The sequence below is a fragment of the Aquimarina sp. AU119 genome (assembly GCF_900312735.1).
In the GTDB taxonomy this organism is placed as follows: Bacteria; Bacteroidota; Bacteroidia; order Flavobacteriales; family Flavobacteriaceae; genus Aquimarina; species Aquimarina algiphila.
The window spans coordinates 191518-205610 of the sequence record NZ_OMPF01000021.1 but is presented as its reverse complement, the minus strand read 5'-3'; the positions used below and the strand labels follow the sequence as shown (position 1 = coordinate 205610).

General features: G+C 32.2%; 16 protein-coding genes. 15 read left to right on the top strand and 1 reads right to left on the bottom strand.

Translation table 11 applies throughout. The features are described from left to right. Window positions 1–97: 97 nt before the first annotated feature. The 10 genes from DK442_RS17590 to DK442_RS17545 all read left to right on the top strand — a co-directional run bounded on the left by DK442_RS17590 (window position 98) and on the right by DK442_RS17545 (window position 9645). Window positions 98–1027 (top strand): ABC transporter ATP-binding protein, encoded by a 930-nt coding sequence (locus DK442_RS17590; RefSeq protein WP_109437209.1) that lies wholly within the window; start codon window positions 98–100, stop codon window positions 1025–1027. Continuing rightward, window positions 1020–2318: an ABC transporter permease gene (locus DK442_RS17585; RefSeq protein ID WP_109437208.1), complete on the top strand. Its 1299-nt coding sequence runs from the start codon at window positions 1020–1022 to the stop codon at window positions 2316–2318. Before DK442_RS17590 ends, DK442_RS17585 begins: the two co-directional genes overlap by 8 nt. A 4-nt stretch (window positions 2319–2322) precedes the next feature. After that, a complete protein-coding gene (locus DK442_RS17580) occupies window positions 2323–3210 on the top strand; it encodes a mechanosensitive ion channel domain-containing protein (protein ID WP_200825129.1) in 888 nt (295 codons plus the stop codon). A gap of 38 nt (window positions 3211–3248) precedes the next feature. Beyond that, window positions 3249–4148 (top strand): DUF6268 family outer membrane beta-barrel protein, encoded by a 900-nt coding sequence (locus DK442_RS17575; protein ID WP_235010984.1) that lies wholly within the window; start codon window positions 3249–3251, stop codon window positions 4146–4148. Next, entirely contained in the window at window positions 4148–5311 is a 1164-nt protein-coding gene (locus DK442_RS17570; RefSeq protein ID WP_109437207.1) for a sigma-54 dependent transcriptional regulator, read from the top strand. Before DK442_RS17575 ends, DK442_RS17570 begins: the two co-directional genes overlap by 1 nt. A gap of 51 nt (window positions 5312–5362) precedes the next feature. Beyond that, window positions 5363–5884 carry a hypothetical protein gene (locus tag DK442_RS17565; RefSeq protein WP_160114241.1) on the top strand — a complete coding sequence of 174 codons (522 nt, stop codon included), beginning with the start codon at window positions 5363–5365 and terminating at the stop codon, window positions 5882–5884. A 122-nt stretch (window positions 5885–6006) separates the two neighbouring features. Continuing rightward, entirely contained in the window at window positions 6007–6885 is an 879-nt protein-coding gene (locus DK442_RS17560; protein ID WP_109437205.1) for a PPK2 family polyphosphate kinase, read from the top strand. 20 nt (window positions 6886–6905) lie between these two features. Next, the gene (locus DK442_RS17555) at window positions 6906–8294 is read left to right on the top strand and encodes a M20/M25/M40 family metallo-hydrolase (protein ID WP_109437204.1); all 1389 of its coding nucleotides are present in this window, start codon (window positions 6906–6908) and stop codon (window positions 8292–8294) included. A 41-nt stretch (window positions 8295–8335) separates the two neighbouring features. Then, window positions 8336–9094: a peptidase E gene (locus tag DK442_RS17550; RefSeq protein ID WP_109437203.1), complete on the top strand. Its 759-nt coding sequence runs from the start codon at window positions 8336–8338 to the stop codon at window positions 9092–9094. After that, a complete protein-coding gene (locus DK442_RS17545; protein WP_109437202.1) occupies window positions 9091–9645 on the top strand; it encodes a hypothetical protein in 555 nt (184 codons plus the stop codon). The genes DK442_RS17550 and DK442_RS17545 overlap by 4 nt, the downstream gene beginning before the upstream one ends. Before the next feature lie 5 nt (window positions 9646–9650). Here the strand turns inward: DK442_RS17545 and DK442_RS17540 are convergent, their stop codons facing one another. Next, entirely contained in the window at window positions 9651–10016 is a 366-nt protein-coding gene (locus DK442_RS17540; RefSeq protein ID WP_109437201.1) for a hypothetical protein, read from the bottom strand. Between the two features lie 98 nt (window positions 10017–10114). Here DK442_RS17540 and DK442_RS17535 point away from each other — a divergent pair, with 98 nt between their 5' ends. From DK442_RS17535 to DK442_RS17515, 5 genes are all read left to right on the top strand, one after another. Next, window positions 10115–11485: an MATE family efflux transporter gene (locus DK442_RS17535; RefSeq protein WP_109437200.1), complete on the top strand. Its 1371-nt coding sequence runs from the start codon at window positions 10115–10117 to the stop codon at window positions 11483–11485. Window positions 11486–11647: 162 nt separating this feature from the next. After that, complete coding sequence (locus DK442_RS17530; RefSeq protein ID WP_109437199.1) at window positions 11648–12733, top strand: OmpA family protein; 1086 nt, start codon at window positions 11648–11650, stop codon at window positions 12731–12733. A gap of 68 nt (window positions 12734–12801) precedes the next feature. Beyond that, complete coding sequence (locus DK442_RS17525) at window positions 12802–13029, top strand: hypothetical protein (RefSeq protein ID WP_109437198.1); 228 nt, start codon at window positions 12802–12804, stop codon at window positions 13027–13029. Between the two features lie 18 nt (window positions 13030–13047). After that, window positions 13048–13620, top strand: a complete 573-nt coding sequence (locus tag DK442_RS17520) for a phosphatase PAP2 family protein (RefSeq protein ID WP_109437197.1) — start codon at window positions 13048–13050, stop codon at window positions 13618–13620. Between the two features lie 148 nt (window positions 13621–13768). Further along, a complete protein-coding gene (locus tag DK442_RS17515; protein WP_160114240.1) occupies window positions 13769–14092 on the top strand; it encodes a hypothetical protein in 324 nt (107 codons plus the stop codon). Window position 14093 lies beyond the last annotated feature (1 nt).

The window sequence follows — 14093 nt, the reverse complement described above, 5'->3', positions numbered from 1 at the left end:
AATATATACTAATTAATATTTAACATAATTAGTATAAGTTTTCAAGTTTTCGTATCATTCAGCTTCTATAATAAACTACAATAATATTTTACGGTCTATGACTAATCTTTTAGAGGTACGGCAAGCCACAAAACGATTTGGAACTTTTACAGCATTAGAGGATGTATCAATTCAAGTGCCTAAAGGAAGTATCTTTGGATTACTTGGTCCCAATGGAGCTGGTAAGACCACACTAATACGAATTATTAATCAAATTACATTACCAGACGAAGGAAGTGTATACTTAGATAATGAATTGTTGAACCCCAAACATATTAAGGATATTGGATATCTACCCGAAGAACGGGGATTGTATAAATCTATGAAAGTAGGAGAGCAGGCATTATACCTCGCTCAATTAAAAGGGTTAAGTAAGACAGAAGCAAAAGAGCGCCTTAAGTTTTGGTTCGATAAATTTGAAATTACTCATTGGTGGAACAAGAAAATTCAGGAGCTCTCTAAAGGGATGGCTCAAAAAGTACAATTTATTGTAACTATATTGCATAGACCTAAACTACTGATTTTTGATGAGCCTTTTAGCGGTTTTGATCCTATAAATGCAAATGTAATCAAAGATGAAATTTTACAGTTACGTGATGAGGGAGCCACTGTGATATTTTCTACACACCGAATGGAAAGCGTAGAAGAATTATGTGATCATATTGCATTAATTAATAAATCAAAAAAAATCCTGGAAGGAGAAGTATCAGAGATTAAAAGAACTTATAAGTCTAATACCTTCGAGGTTGGTCTTCTAACAGATGATCATGATAAAATATATAATAACTTAAAAGAGAAATTTACTGTTACCCCTGCTGATTTTAAAGTGATTGATGATCAATTGAAAATGAAAATAACTTTGGATAATAATGCATCATCGAATGACTTACTTAGATATTTGTCAGAAAGAGGGCAGGTTATGAGGTTTAATGAAGTAATACCAGGAGTTAACGAGATATTTATTAAAACAATTACAGAGAATGAGTAACCTTAAGTTAATTATTAAAAGAGAATTTATAGCTCGGGTTCGCAATAGAACATTTATAGTGATGACGTTCTTAAGTCCATTGATCTTTGTAGGTATGATTTCATTAATTGCGTGGTTAACGACCTTAAATAATGATGAGATTCATAAAGTTGCATTTTTTGATGAAACTGGTTTATTTACTTTTGATTTTAAAGATTCTGATGAAATTGATTATATAGACTATAGTAGATTGCCTTTAAACGATGCAAAGGATTCTGTGGTGATTAAACAGTTGGATGGATTGCTATATATTCCTAAAAAAAACACAAATAAAGAACTTGCAATCTCAATTCAATTTTATGCAGATGAATCTCCTAATATCTCAATTCTTAATAAAATTGAAAAAATAATAGGAAATAAACTAACTAATCAAAATTTTACAGAAAAAGGCCTTGATTTATCCATGATAGAAAAAGCTAAAGCCAAAGTAAATATCCAAATAGAGAATTTTTCTGGAGAGAAAACCTCTAAGATGTCTAGTTATGTAAAAATGGTTTTTGGCGGAGCGGCAGGATATTTTTTGATGATGTTTATCATTATTTATGGTAATATGGTTATGCGATCCGTAATAGAGGAAAAATCTAATCGTATTATAGAAATTATTATTTCTTCGGTAAAACCTATACAATTAATGATGGGGAAAATATTAGGAACTTCTTTTGCTGGAATTCTTCAATTTTTGGTTTGGGTAATTTTGGGAGGAGTTTTATTAACAATAGCGACATCAGTTTTTGGTATAGATCCTCAGCCTGTAGGAATGGATGAATCATTGGCTTTACAAGAAGGAAATCATGAAGAAATACAATTGTTACTTCAGGACATTTTGAAACTTCCATTGGGAACTCTAATATTTTCGTTTTTCATCTATTTTATAGGGGGTTACTTTTTGTACAGTTCTATTTATGCGGCGATAGGTGCTGCAGTTGATAGTGAAACAGATTCTCAGCAATTTATGTTACCTATTATATTACCATTGATGTTAGGGATTTATGTAGGTTTCTTCTCTGTAATAGAAAATCCTCATGGTACGGTATCGACTGTGTTTTCTATGATCCCTTTGACTTCTCCTATAGTGATGCTGATGCGAATTCCTTTTGGAGTACCTTGGTGGGAAGTATTGATCTCTATCTTTTTATTAATAGGAAGTATTATCTTTATCATATGGTTAGCAGGTAAAATATATAGAGTAGGAATACTTATGTATGGAAAAAAACCAAGCTATAAAGAACTATTTAAATGGATAAAGTATTAATCCTATGATTCAGGAAGAACTTACAGAACAGGTAAAAGAAGTAATTCAAGAAAATATTTGGGGAACTATACAGGATTTTTTGAGTTATGAAATTTTTTATTTTGGAAAAGATCATTCAATTAAATTAACTGTTGGATTATTACTTTTTGTTATTTTAATAATGGTTATCACTTCTTTTTTACTTAAAATCTTTAAAAGAGTTGTAACCAAAAAACTTCGCAGAGAGGATAAACAAAAATTCGAATCCATATTCTCATTTTCAAAATATTTTGTTTATCTGATCGTTATCTTTTTTACTTTAGACAGTATTGGTTTTAATATTACAGCGATATTTGCCGCTTCTGCTGCTTTATTAGTAGGTGTTGGACTTGCATTACAAACTTTTATTCAGGATATATTGTCAGGTGTTTTTATTTTCATGGACCAAACCGTACATGTAGGCGATATTATAGAGTTAGATGGTAAAGTGGGAAGAGTAGAAGAAATTAAATTGCGAACTACCAGAGCAGTGACCATTGATAATAAAGTATTGATTATTCCTAATCATAAATACTTAACATCGGTGTTGTATAATTGGACTCAAAATGGTTCGGTTACAAGAGAGTCGGTTACCATTGGTGTGGCATATGGGAGTGATACCGAATTGGTTAAGGAGTTGCTTACTAAAGCAGCCCTGTCTAATTCAAACGTGTTAAAAGAACCACCACCATTAGTTTTATTTACTGATTTTGCAGATAGCTCATTAAATTTTAAATTAATTTTTACTATTAATGATAGTTTTCAGGGAGCAATACCAAAAAGTGAAATTCGATTTGAAATAGATCGTCTATTTAGAGAACATAATATTAATATTCCTTTCCCACAACGTGAAATCACTATTGTAAAAGAATAAAAGAATATGGAAGTGCATATAACATACAACTCCCCAAGATGATAAAAAACTCCCTGCTTGTAGCATGCATACTTCTATATGCTTTTAGTAATCTAAAAGCGCAAGACACTGACTTGGTGAGATTTGAGTATGCTTATATTCCACAAGCAGACAGTGATAATGTATATAGCAGAGTTAGGTTTTCTTTTAATTATCCTATAAAAATGGATGATAAAGGAACTTATTTGGTCATAAGTCCACAATACAGGTATAATAGTTTAAAGATAGATGATGGGTTGGTTATAGATGATAGAGGAGATTTTAATAATTTCCAAACTTTTGGACTAGAGCTTGGTTATACGTTTAAAATGAAAAATAACTGGCGCTTTGGAACTAAGGTAGGAGTAGGGATTTCATCTAATTTTGAAGGTTCTGGATTAGAAAGTGATGATTTCAGATATACAGGATCTCTATATTTTGTAAAAAGCTATAAAAATAAAAATGCTCCTAAGACATCACGTTTGATATTAGGCCTGCGATATGCCACACCCGCAAGTATAAATTTTCCGTTACCGATTATTAATTATTTTAAAAGATTTAATCCTAGTTGGTCATATTCGCTGGGTACACCTAAAACAAGTATTAAGTATTTTTTTAATGAGAAGAATACTTTACAAGCGTTTATTGGTCTTGATCGATTTTATGGTAATTTGCAAAACAACAGAGCGTTTGTAGATCAAAATGGAGAAACAAAAGTGGCAGAAAACGCTTCTATGCTAAATATTATAGGAGCATTAGGATATCAATATTATTTTACGGAACACTTATTGTTCTATGCATATGGAGGATATACATTAAGTAATGAAATTCGCTTACGGGATGGGAATCAGGAAAATGTACTGAAGATTAATGATCAAAATACATTCTATTTCCGTAGCGGAATAAAACTAAAAATATAATGGCAAAAATATTAGTAATTGAAGACGAAGCGGCGATCCGAAGAGTTCTTGTGAAAATCTTATCTGAAGAAAGTAGTAATTATGAAGTCTTTGAAGCCGAAGATGGGCTTGTTGGGATTGAAAAAATTAAAGCAGACGAGTACGATCTTGTACTTTGTGATATTAAAATGCCTAAAATGGATGGAGTAGAGGTATTAGAAGCTATAAAAAAGATAAAACCAGAAATTCCTATTGTTATGATCTCTGGTCATGGTGATTTGGATACCGCTGTAAATACAATGCGTTTAGGCGCTTTTGATTATATTTCTAAACCACCAGACTTAAATCGTTTACTCAATACAGTACGTAATGCTTTGGATCGAAAAGAATTGGTCGTAGAAAATAAGATGCTTAAAAAGAAAGTTTCTAAAAACTACGAGATGATAGGTGAATCTCAAGCTATTTCTGATATAAAAAACATTATTGATAAGGTTGCTGCAACTGATGCTAGAGTATTAATTACCGGACCTAATGGTACAGGGAAAGAGTTGGTGGCACATTGGATTCACCAAAAAAGTGAACGCTCAAAAGGACCAATGATAGAGGTGAATTGTGCTGCAATACCCGGTGAATTAATAGAAAGTGAACTTTTTGGTCATGTAAAAGGAGCTTTTACTTCAGCAAATAAAGATCGTGCAGGTAAATTTGAAGCAGCCAATGGGGGAACAATATTTCTTGATGAAATAGGAGATATGAGCCTTTCTGCACAAGCAAAGGTATTAAGAGCTTTACAGGAGAATAAGATACAACGAGTAGGTAATGACAAAGATATTAAAGTCGATGTTAGAGTTGTTGCCGCAACAAATAAGGATTTAAAGAAAGAAATAGCTGATAATAAATTTAGAGAAGATTTATATCACAGACTTGCTGTAATTTTGGTAAAAGTACCTGCGCTAAATGACAGAAGGGATGATATTCCTTTATTGGTAGAATATTTTACCAAGAAAATAGCACGAGAACAAGGGGCACCTGTTAAGAATTTTTCACCCAAAGCAATTAAGCAATTACAGCAATATGATTGGACAGGTAATATAAGGGAGTTACGAAATGTAATTGAACGCTTGATTATTCTTGGAGGTAATGAGGTGAGTGAGGAAGATGTTAAACTTTTTGCGGCAAAGTAAGAAGTAATCAAAAACATGATCTTGCGACCAATACTCCATATGCCCTAAGAAATGAAAAGAATTCTATGTTTGATTTTAATGTCGTATATAATAAATACGGCTAATGCTCAGTATGATCCAGGAGCAACTAATTATGGCTTTATAGCAGCAAAAAGTTTTGCACTGGATAAAGAAATAGCTTTAGGAGCTAGAGTAGAGTATGCGTTTAATTGTTATACTACTTTTATGGGAGAGTATAATCGTACGTTTGCTATAGGTGCTGATGAAGATTATGAAGGATTTAATGAATTAGCTTTTGGAGTAAATTTAATATTGTTTAACTGGTATCCTACAACTATAACTGCTGGTATGGGTTATGTTGGTAATGATTCGAGTGTTTTTGAAGAGATCGAAGATGAAGCTTTTTTGGGATTTAGAACAGGAAACTTTAATCATGGAGCACAAATAAAAATTAGAGCATTACATCAAGCAACCAGATATGTCCATATTTTTGCAGAATTAAATGTAAAGAGTTTAGGAAGAAGATATGACACCTTCCTGATAGGCTTTAGTTATGACTTTAATGCCAAATAGTTAGGAGTTTCAATAAAAAATAGATGTTGTTAAAATCGAAATATATGAGAGTTTAACATCAAAACAATTTTCTTACCCATAGAAAACTTTAGTATCTTTCGGATAATAACACAAATCATATCATGAAGAAGATAAATCACGAAGATTTTAAAGTATCCGATCCTGTAAAACTGTCTAATATTCCTACCACTTTTGATCTTAAAGAAGATGAAAAGAAAATAGAAAAAGAACTTGAAGAAGTTCGCGAAAAACTAGGGAAACTTCAGGATACATTATACGCTCATGGTAAATATGCAGTATTGGTCTGTCTTCAAGGTATGGATACTTCTGGGAAAGATAGTTTAATTAGAGAAGTTTTTAAAGATTTTAATACCCGTGGGATAATCGTACATAGTTTTAAGGTACCTACAGCGTTAGAGTTAGGTCATGACTATTTATGGAGACATTATATTGCTTTGCCACAGCGTGGTAAATTTGGGGTCTTTAACAGGACACACTATGAAAATGTCTTGGTTACTCGAGTACATCCAGAATATATAATGGGCGAAAATATACCCCATATTAATAGCGTTGAGGATATAACTGATGCTTTCTGGGATAAACGTTTTGAACAAATACGAAATTTTGAGAAACATATTGCAGAAAATGGTACGTTGATTTATAAATTTTACTTACACCTATCCAAAGGAGAGCAAAAGAATAGACTACTACGCAGACTCGAAAAAAAAGAGAAAAATTGGAAATTTTCATCAGGAGATCTAAAAGAGCGTAAACTTTGGGATACGTATCAAGCTTGTTATCAAGAAGCAATAAATAGAACTTCTTTATCTCATGCTCCCTGGTATGTAATTCCGGCAGATGATAAGCCTGTAGCAAGGTATATTGTCGCTAAAACATTATATGATACTTTAAAAGAGTATGATGATATACAGGAACCAGAATTAGATGATAAAACAAAAGCAAATTTAGGACTTTATAAAAAGCAATTAGAAAACGAATAAAAGCCTGTAAAAAACACATTATGTCAAGAATTATAATCCCAATCATATTTGCAATTTTATCATTAAGTAGCTTCGCTCAAAATGATGTAAAAGAAGATTCGATCATATTAAAAAAGATATATGATACCTCATTACTCAATGGTAAGAGTTATTCATGGTTAGATTACTTGTCTAATCAGATAGGAGGAAGACTGTCAGGTTCTGTAAATGCACAATTGGCAGTAGAATGGGGAGAAAAAGAATTAAAAACACTTGGTATTGATAAGGTATGGTTACAATCGGTTATGGTTCCCAAGTGGACTAGAGGAGTAACTGAATTTGCATACATAGAAACAGAACCAGGAGTGACAACCAATGTGCCAATTTGTGCCTTAGGAGGATCGGTGCCTACACCGATAGGAGGAATTAAAGCTTCGATTATAGAGGTAACAGGATTAGAAGAGCTTTCAGTATTGGGAAAAGAGCAAATTGAAGGAAAATTGGTTTTTTATAATCGCCCTATGCAAGCAGATTTAATAGAAACATTTAGAGCATATGGAGGTTGTGTAGATCAACGATATTCTGGAGCAGCAGAGGCAGCTAAGTATGGAGCAATAGGAGTTATTGTACGTTCGATGAATCTTAGATTAGACGATTTTCCTCATACAGGTGCAATGAGTTATGGAAATCTTAAAGATGCAGATAAAATTCCAGCGGTTGCAATTAGTACAAATGGAGCGGATCTGTTAAGTTCTATGCTTAAACTCAACCCAAAGATTAAGTTTCATATTAATATGAACTGTCGTACCTGGAAAGATGTAAAGTCATATAATGTGATTGGAGAAATTACTGGAAGTGAATTTCCGAATGAATATATGGTAGTTGGCGGACATCTTGATTCCTGGGATCTTGGTGATGGCTCTCATGATGATGGTGCAGGGGTTGTACAATCTATGGAAGTATTGCGAATATTTAAAGAAATTGGATATAAACCAAAACGATCCATTCGTGTTGTTTTATTTATGAATGAAGAAAATGGTTTGCGTGGAGGAAAAAAATATGCAGAAGTTGCTAAAAATAAGGGAGAAAACCATGTTTTTGCTTTAGAAAGCGATGCAGGAGGGTTTACACCAAGAGGTTTTTCTTTTGATTGTGATGATGCTAATTTTAATATGATTGAAGGCTGGAAACCTCTTTTTGAACCGTACTTAGTACACTATTTCGCCAAAGGTGGAAGTGGTGCAGATATAGGGCCTCTTAAAAAAGATGGAATTGTACTTGCAGGATTACGACCTGATTCACAACGTTACTTTGATTATCACCATGCAAAGAATGATACTTTTGATGCAGTCAATAAAAGAGAACTAGAATTAGGAGCAGCAACAATGACGAGTCTTATGTACCTTTTTGATAAATATGGGGTGAAGTAGTTTATGGTCAGTTTTTATATAAAAATAAAAACACGAAAATCATGAGAATATTTTTGTTAATAGTATTGTTTTTTGTCTATAATATTACAACAGGTCAGGATATTAGTTCATCTGATAAAAAACTGTTTGTTTATGGAGGGCAGGTAAATAAAGAATTTATAAAATATACTGCACAGTTAACGGGTAAAAAAAGACCTAAGGTTTGTTTTTTACCTACTGCAACAGGAGATAATGAGAGGTATATGAATTTTTGGTATCAATTGTGTTCTGATCTTGATATAGAGCCACATGTATTAAAAGTTTGGATTAATTCTTATCGCCAAAAAAAATCCTTCGAAGAAATCTTGTCCAGCATGGATGCAATTATTGTTGGAGGAGGAAATACGTTAAATATGCTAGCAATATGGAAAGCTCAAAAAATAGATTTAGCATTAGAAAAAGCATATGAAAAAGGAATTGTATTAGCGGGAGGTAGTGCGGGCTCTTTATGCTGGTTTAATGGTGGAACTACAGATTCAAGACCTAAAGAATTAAGTATTGTCAAAGGATTAAGCTTTCTTAATTATAGTCATTGTCCTCATTACAATTCTGAAGAATCCAGAAGACCATTATATCATGATAATATTTTAAAAGGAATTTTGAGTGACGGTTATGCTTGTGATGATAAGTCGGGAATTCTTTTTGTTAATGGAAAAGCAAAAAGTGCATTGTCCATTGATAACGAAAGTAATTCATATTATGTGTATAGAAAGGAAGGAAAGATTGTAGAGGAAAAAATTGATTCAGAAATTATAAAATGAAGGACCATTTATATTTAAGGATAGTTGTATTATTCATAATCATCATATGTAGCAATTGCACTTCAAAAACAGAAAAACAAGTTGATAAAACAAATAAATTACTAGATAATGGTATGCGTTTGGTAGTCGAAAAAACCAATGAAACAACTAATGAGATAGGAATTTTTTCAAAACATAATTATAGAACAACGCATAGCTATACTTATAAATTTACTGTAGATGGAGGTGATGTAAATTGGGCTGGAGGAAGTGGTGAGCCTAAACATATACTTTTTTGCGAGAATTCAGTTTATGTTCATTATCTAAAAGAAAAATATATTTCAGTTCAAAGAGATACTACAAGTACCGAAATCAATAATAATGGCTATAATATGGTAGAAGAAGTTTTTGAATTGTATATTGATAATCGCTATTTTTTTAAGCTTTTTGGAGATGATTATTGGGTAGAAATTACCCCTGAGTCATATGCGAATAAAAAAACATCATGTGATGAATACAATATCCCAAATGATAATGAACTGTCATTGGTTCAACTAGGAAAAGATGGCTAGTTTTGTCAACAATCAAAACTTCCATTACATAATATCATCTTATAAGCCATAGTCAATCCATAGATAAACGCGTCCAAAATTGGTATGCTAGCAAAAAGTATAGATAGAAAATGTTTCTTACTAGCAAATAATACCCATGAAGGTATAAGACTACCAAATACTATAAAAGGAAAGAAAATTAGGCTTGCAACTGAAATAGATTGTATGATACTATCATGAGTAAGAGGAGCACTAAACATAAAAAATGCTGCCAAGATAAATGGTATCGTTGGTAATATAAGTATGATAGAAACAATACTTACAATGATAAGATAAATCCTAATCCTATTTCTCTTTTTGATTTCTTTTTCATTATTAATAATTTCAGACATATTTTCTTTTATGACTTATTTTAAATAACGTTAAATATACAATAAGAATATTTTAATTTATATCGGTTATAATACCTTTGCGAGTTCAAAATCAAAGAATGCTACAACAATACACCAAAGAGTTTCGATACAACCTTAAACTTGCAGCACCAGTAATGTTGGGAATGCTAGGGCATACTTTTGTAGGGTTGATCGATAATATTATGGTGGGGCAGTTGGGAACCGCAGAATTAGCTGCAGTATCTTTGGGAAATAGTTTTATGTTTATAGCGATGTCCCTGGGTATTGGTTTTTCTACGGCAATTACACCCTTAGTTGCAGAGGCAGATGGGGAGAATAATTTTAAAACAGGTAAGTCAGCGTTTAAACATGGGTTATTTTTATGCACAACTTTAGGAATAGCTTTATTTCTATTGATTTTGGTAGCAAAACCATTGATGTATTTCATGAAACAACCCATAGAAGTGGTTGAGTTAGCAATACCATATCTGGATTTGGTTGCTTTTTCTTTGATTCCATTAGTAAGTTTTCAAGCACTAAAACAATTCTCAGATGGATTATCTATGACAAGTTATCCAATGTATGCTACACTCATTGCAAATGTGGTTAATATTGTTTTAAATTATCTATTGATCTTTGGTAAGTTTGGTTTTCCTCAAATGGGAATAGTTGGAGCGGCTGTAGGGACTTTGGTTTCAAGATTAGTAATGGTTATTTTTTTGTGGATACTGCTTAGAGGTAAAGAAAAATCAAAAGCTTATGTTACACAAATTAAATTCTTTGTTTTAGAAAGTAAAATGCTCAATAAAATAATAGCATTAGGGTTTCCTTCTGCTTTACAGATGTTTTTTGAAGTTGCAATTTTTACCGCTGCCATATTGTTATCAGGAATTTTGGGCAAAAATCCGCAAGCGGCAAATCAAATTGCGTTGAATTTATCTTCAATGACATTTATGGTCGCTATGGGGCTTAGTGTGGCAGCAATGGTACGTGTTGGTAATCAAAAAGGATTACAGCAGTTTGCAGAGCTGAGAAGAATTGCCATATCAATTTTTTTGTTGTCTTTTCTTATAGCAATCGTTTTTGCATTGATTTTTATCATCTTTAATCAAATGTTACCTAAAATTTATTTAGATGTAAAAGATGTAAAAAATCTTACGGATAATACAGAGGTGATCACTATTGCGGCTAAATTGTTACTTATAGCAGCATTATTTCAAATTTCGGATGCTATACAGGTTACTGTATTAGGAGCTTTACGTGGACTTCAGGATGTTAAAATACCGACATTTATTACATTTATTGCGTATTGGGTAGTAGGATTTCCTATTAGTTATTATTTAGGATTGTATACTGAATATAAAAGCTCAGGGATTTGGATTGGATTATTGGCGGGACTTACTGCTTCTGCCGTTTTATTGTATGTTAGATTCAATGTTTTAACCAAGAAATTAATTCAAAACAAATAGTATTTCCGACAGCTGTTCAGGGGTTTTTTTATCCTGAAAACCATGTAAAAAAGGCTTCTTTTTTTAAATAAAATAAAAGTTGAATACCTTTTTTACACTTCTTGCGTTTATTTGGTATTAACTAATAATTAACTATCTTTCCAAAAAATACAGAATACAAAAATGAGAGTCCCAAATTCTAAATTTTGTCTGCTGCTTATCGTTTTCGCTTTAATGGTAAGTCAGAGTGGTACGAGTCAAAACTTTACTCATAGTAAAAATCAGAATCTTATTCCTAATCCTAGTTTCGAAGAAACCAATGCAGCCGTTAAAAGGTTAGACATGGAAATGCAGAATTTTGGGATTATGAAGGATTGGAAACCAGCTATTAATACTCCCGATGCTTATCATCCAGATTTAGAGTTGATTAGATTTATTCATAAATCTCCTAATTTCTTAAAACAGTTTGGAGCACAGGAACCAAGAACTGGAGAAGGAAAAGTAGGGATGTATATTGCTGGAGGGACATATAAAGAAGGGGTAACAGCTAAACTGAAACGCCCCCTTTCAGCAGGGAAATACTACTATTTTCATATGTATGTTTCTTTGGGAGAAGGGATTTCAAATTCATGTACTTCATCTATAGGAACATATTTTAGTGCCAGAAGTCCTAAAATAACAGGAACATCAAAATTACCACTACATATAGAGTCCTCAAAAATGGTATGTGATACCAAGGAATGGGTTAAAGTATGTGGAGTATATAGAGCAAAAGGAACAGAAAAGTACCTTTCGTTAGGATATTTCTCTGATGGGCCAAAAGGAAAATCTGTAAAAGGAGGTGGGTTTGATACAGCTTATTATTTTATAGATGATGTTTTATTAATGGAAATGAGGGATACTAAGAACCTCTCTTCTAGTCAGGTTTGCGATATGGCTTTGGATTTTTCTCCTGTAGAATTTTTAATTGGAGAGAGTGAAGCATATACAGAGATTAAAAAAGCATTAGATTCATATATCCAATATGTGAAGATATTTAAAGTAACCTCTGTTAAAATTAGTGGTCATGCAGATGATGCGGGAACAGCTTTTGAAAATGAAATCATGTCTGCAATGAGAGCCATTAATGTTAAACAATACTTTGTTGAACAAGGGATTGACGAATCTATTATAGAAGTAATTGCAGCTGGAAATACTGAACCTGTTGTTACCAAGGGATCTAACCTCGATCCAGAATCGAATAATAGAGTAGAAATTAAGATCGAATAGTTAAAGAATTATTTTCTGATGTATCTGAAAAGATAGTACCTTTGGCTTTATAATTTTATGTGTTGATTATGGGCTTTCCGAAATTCTTATTAGGAGATAATACAGATTATCCAGATGCTATTTTTGTGATTCATACCGAGTTCCCCAGATTTATTATTAATCTTGCAGATGACGAAGTAGAATGGTTAGAAGAGTTTGATAAAAATGATGAGAAAGATTTACAGGAAGAAGCAGAGAACCTTTTTCAAGCAGCTAATGATTTCTATGATCGTGAGATAGAGCGATATGATGAATAATAATACAATATCTTAAGAATGGAAGAGCTTATACAATTAGATAAAGATCTTTTTTTATATCTCAATAATTTAGGAACTCCTGCATGGGATGGATTTTGGTTATTTATGACTGAAAAGTTTTATCAAATCCCCTTGTATTTAGTATTGCTATTCTTTTTTTATAAGTATTTTGGTATTAGAGGAACAATTATCACTTTAATTGTTGTAGCCGCTTTGATTACCGCTACAGATCAATTATCAAATTTGTTTAAAAATGTATTATTTATGCGTCCAAGACCATGTAGGGCAGATGGAGTTGCAGAGTTAGCACGCTTTATTGCAGAAAGATGTGGAAGACATGGTTATTTTTCTGGTCATGCAGCCAGCTCTATGGCATTAGCATTTTTTACAGGTTTAACCTTGCAGAAACATTTAAAATACATTTTTCCTTTTATGGTAGTATGGTCTATCATTGTAGCGTATAGTAGGATTTATGTAGGAGTTCATTATCCTGGAGATATAATCACAGGTATGGCAATCGGTATCGTATTAGGAGTAGGTGCTTATAAACTTCAAGGACTTCTTATTAAGAAATATGGTGAAACTTCGTAAAATTTAATTGACTTTCTCTTTTGTACTAAAAACAGATAGACTTGTTATTTTCACTGAAAACAGGGTGCTATTTATTAAACATTTCATATACTTTTGATAGGTATCAATTTATTATAACGTAAATCATATGATTAGAAAAATAAGCATAATGATTGTGTTCATTTTTATAGGTCATTTTCAAAGAGAATGTTATAGTCAAACGATAAGGACTAATAGCATTGTTGATATTGAAGAGGTTATAAAACAGAAGGAAAATGATAAAAGACAACAGGCAATGCTAATCAATTTTGAAAAAAGATATAAAATAGATGATCGTATTTTAGTTGAAGAATTTCAAAACTATTATGAGCTAATAGTGAGTCATTTAGATAAAAATGGGTATACAGGTGGGGCAGAAGGATATACACTGGATAAAAAAACAGGAAAAATAAAAATGGTATGGCATGAACACCCTATGAAACTGCCAGAATGAA

Bases quoted from the DNA above. Each gene is read 5' to 3' on its own strand.
- DK442_RS17590 (WP_109437209.1), top strand. From the start codon at position 98: ATGACTAATCTTTTAGAGGTACGGCAAGCCACAAAACGATTTGGAACT.
- DK442_RS17585 (WP_109437208.1), top strand. From the start codon at position 1,020: ATGAGTAACCTTAAGTTAATTATTAAAAGAGAATTTATAGCTCGGGTT.
- DK442_RS17580 (WP_200825129.1), top strand. From the start codon at position 2,323: ATGATTCAGGAAGAACTTACAGAACAGGTAAAAGAAGTAATTCAAGAA.
- DK442_RS17575 (WP_235010984.1), top strand. From the start codon at position 3,249: ATGATAAAAAACTCCCTGCTTGTAGCATGCATACTTCTATATGCTTTT.
- DK442_RS17570 (WP_109437207.1), top strand. From the start codon at position 4,148: ATGGCAAAAATATTAGTAATTGAAGACGAAGCGGCGATCCGAAGAGTT.
- DK442_RS17565 (WP_160114241.1), top strand. From the start codon at position 5,363: ATGAAAAGAATTCTATGTTTGATTTTAATGTCGTATATAATAAATACG.
- DK442_RS17560 (WP_109437205.1), top strand. From the start codon at position 6,007: ATGAAGAAGATAAATCACGAAGATTTTAAAGTATCCGATCCTGTAAAA.
- DK442_RS17555 (WP_109437204.1), top strand. From the start codon at position 6,906: ATGTCAAGAATTATAATCCCAATCATATTTGCAATTTTATCATTAAGT.
- DK442_RS17550 (WP_109437203.1), top strand. From the start codon at position 8,336: ATGAGAATATTTTTGTTAATAGTATTGTTTTTTGTCTATAATATTACA.
- DK442_RS17545 (WP_109437202.1), top strand. From the start codon at position 9,091: ATGAAGGACCATTTATATTTAAGGATAGTTGTATTATTCATAATCATC.
- DK442_RS17540 (WP_109437201.1), bottom strand. From the start codon at position 10,016: ATGTCTGAAATTATTAATAATGAAAAAGAAATCAAAAAGAGAAATAGG.
- DK442_RS17535 (WP_109437200.1), top strand. From the start codon at position 10,115: ATGCTACAACAATACACCAAAGAGTTTCGATACAACCTTAAACTTGCA.
- DK442_RS17530 (WP_109437199.1), top strand. From the start codon at position 11,648: ATGAGAGTCCCAAATTCTAAATTTTGTCTGCTGCTTATCGTTTTCGCT.
- DK442_RS17525 (WP_109437198.1), top strand. From the start codon at position 12,802: ATGGGCTTTCCGAAATTCTTATTAGGAGATAATACAGATTATCCAGAT.
- DK442_RS17520 (WP_109437197.1), top strand. From the start codon at position 13,048: ATGGAAGAGCTTATACAATTAGATAAAGATCTTTTTTTATATCTCAAT.
- DK442_RS17515 (WP_160114240.1), top strand. From the start codon at position 13,769: ATGATTGTGTTCATTTTTATAGGTCATTTTCAAAGAGAATGTTATAGT.